The sequence below is a fragment of the Liquorilactobacillus sp. genome, assembly GCF_047719775.1.
In the GTDB taxonomy this organism is placed as follows: domain Bacteria; phylum Bacillota; class Bacilli; order Lactobacillales; family Lactobacillaceae; genus Liquorilactobacillus.
In genome coordinates, this window is the sequence record NZ_JBDNTS010000050.1 from 1 (window position 1) to 2,365 (window position 2,365).

Here is a 2,365-nt window from a genome sequence, read left to right on the forward strand (position 1 = left end):
GGCTCGTCAGTTATTCGGTTCTGCCGGTGTCATGTTCGCCACAGTGTTGTTGGAGGGCATGCAAAACACGCTGCGAAGTCATGCTGGCGGTTTTGCTGTTACCTTCGCTGTGTTTGCTGGTGTGGGCCTGATTGGCTTTCTGCTGGCATTGACGTTACCAAAAGAATTCGTGAAGAAAGTGGCGTAGTAGCAAATTCGTGCTTCGCATCTACCAAAATGACCGCCTACCAAAAAGTAGACGGTCATTTTGGGACTCTATGTCAAACATCCTAAAGTTTAAAGTATAGAGATAAGTGACACAACTTAATAATTGTGGCCTCCTTTTTTATAATCTATAGCTGAAAATGGCAGAATATCATAATGTATGCTTATAAGCCATTTATTAATGTGAGCAACTAAATTAGTAGCCGTAAGCTATTAGCGAAAAGCTTTGTTAACTCACTTTTTAGGTTAATTGAACGCAAAATAAGTAACCTAAATATTAATCGCATTAGTATCTCTAAACTGAAGTCCTACTCGTGATATGAAATTCTTAAGCAGATCAAACAATCCCTCAAATCTCACTCAAATAATCGTCCGTTAAAAATAACGAACGTGTGCTCAGATAACGCTTATTTAACAGCTATACCAACCGATTTTTAATATTAATTACTGTCTGCACTGCTACACCGGTTTCAGCTGCAATTGCACGATAGCTAATTGGGGCACCGGTTGCTTTGTTTCTTAATTGATCAACGATACGGCGGTAGATAAACCGCTTTTGTGGGTTAGGTGCGTTTGCGGCGTAAGCGGGCCGCGTCCCTCGATATTTCCCATTGGCTTTGGCGATTTCAATTCCTTGGCGCTGGCGCTCACGAATTTTCTTCCGTTCTGTTTGGGCCATATAAGCTAGCAGTTTGGTTAACAGGTCAAACATAAATTTATCCATATCTGAATCGCCGGTGCGCATAGAAAGAAATGGCGCATCTAAGACTTCCATCTTAACTTGTTTGTCCCTGATCTGCTTGATAATATCACTGGCATCATCATAGTTACGACTCAAACGATCCAAGGACGCAATGACCAGCGTATCGCCTTGCCGAACATAAGCAATGGCTGCTTGTAATTCTGGTCGATTTTCGGTTGATTTTCCCGATTGCTTTTCTTCGAATATTTTTTCACACTCAGCTTTTTTAAGTGCTTTGATTTGACGTGCTAAATTCTGATCAGTTGAACTAACTCGGGCATACCCAATTTTCATCACGACTTCTCCCCTCGGAATTTGACCCTACATTATCGGTAACAGATTAGACACTCAAATTAGATATTTTTAACAGATTCAAGAATCGCTTACCGTGCCCGATAGAATCTCAGTTTTTTCCTATATTCTTAGTATAACGTTTATTGTCCATTTAGGGTACACTTAAAAAGTTCAAATGTTATTATTATAATATAGCACACGAATTACATTCCAAAAACTAAACTTATTTGCTATACTGATTTAAAATAATAAACGAGGTGTTTACATTGTCCCTAAGTCAACTTTTTTTTTTCTATTTTGAGCTTCATGATTATATGTGCTGTTCTATTTTTTATACTTTTACTTCAAATGTTTAAAATGCGAAAAAGCTTAAGAAAAAATATGTTAATTTTCAAGCAAGCGCTAAACCAGTTCAAAAATGAACATCGTATCTCTGATTCAAAAAGCATTAACTTTATTACAGCTGCTAACTATCAGCCTGCGAAGTCCCTGCAAAAAATAATCGGCTTAAACATGATTCCAACATTCATTTTATTAGGCACATTCTTTTTGGAAGTCCCTTTTTATATAAGTATAGCGTTGCTTATAATTTTTATTGGAGCCACATTGTTGCTACCAGTGTATTATTTATATTTAAAAAAACATGACACAGAGTTTTTTCTAAAAAATAAGCTTAGCTCTAGTAATGATGAAAAAAATAAAGTTAGGTGATACCATAAAAATATATTTGGCAGTCCCTAATACACTTTTTATTGAAAATTTGAGTCTATCCTTAGCAGGGTAGGCTCTTTTTTTTGCGCACTAAAAAAGCCCCTCAGTTTAACCTGAAGGACTCGCTGAATGGGTTGACTAGACCCCGAAAGCCAAGCTCCTTGACTTCACATTTACCTATTACAATACTATCATACACTATTATTCCTGTCTAGTTTCTGATACACTGAGAAAGGTTGTTACTAAGGCTTGACCCGCCTTAAGTGCAGCTAGGAGGCTTAGCTCCTTGAGTGTAACATTTACCTTATCTGCTGACTTAGTAATCAAACTAGTTATTCTGTATCTAGTTTTGAGAACTAGGCAAATTACAAGTTTAATCCGAACAAGCCCGGAAACTTTCAATGGCAGTCTGTT

General features: G+C 37.4%; 1 protein-coding gene and 1 pseudogene. One reads left to right on the forward strand and one right to left on the reverse strand.

The features are described 5' to 3' along the window. A pseudogene (locus ABF682_RS12035) lies at positions 1 to 187 on the forward strand (MFS transporter); the annotation flags it as partial. Between the two features lie 435 nt (positions 188 to 622). Here ABF682_RS12035 and ABF682_RS12040 read toward each other — a convergent pair. Continuing rightward, positions 623 to 1,240 carry a recombinase family protein gene (locus ABF682_RS12040; protein ID WP_415603706.1) on the reverse strand — a complete coding sequence of 206 codons (618 nt, stop codon included), beginning with the start codon at positions 1,238 to 1,240 and terminating at the stop codon, positions 623 to 625. Between the last annotated feature and the right edge of the window lie 1,125 nt (positions 1,241 to 2,365).

Coding starts and splice junctions, on each gene's coding strand:
- ABF682_RS12040 (WP_415603706.1), bottom strand. CDS start 1,240: ATGAAAATTGGGTATGCCCGAGTTAGTTCAACTGATCAGAATTTAGCA.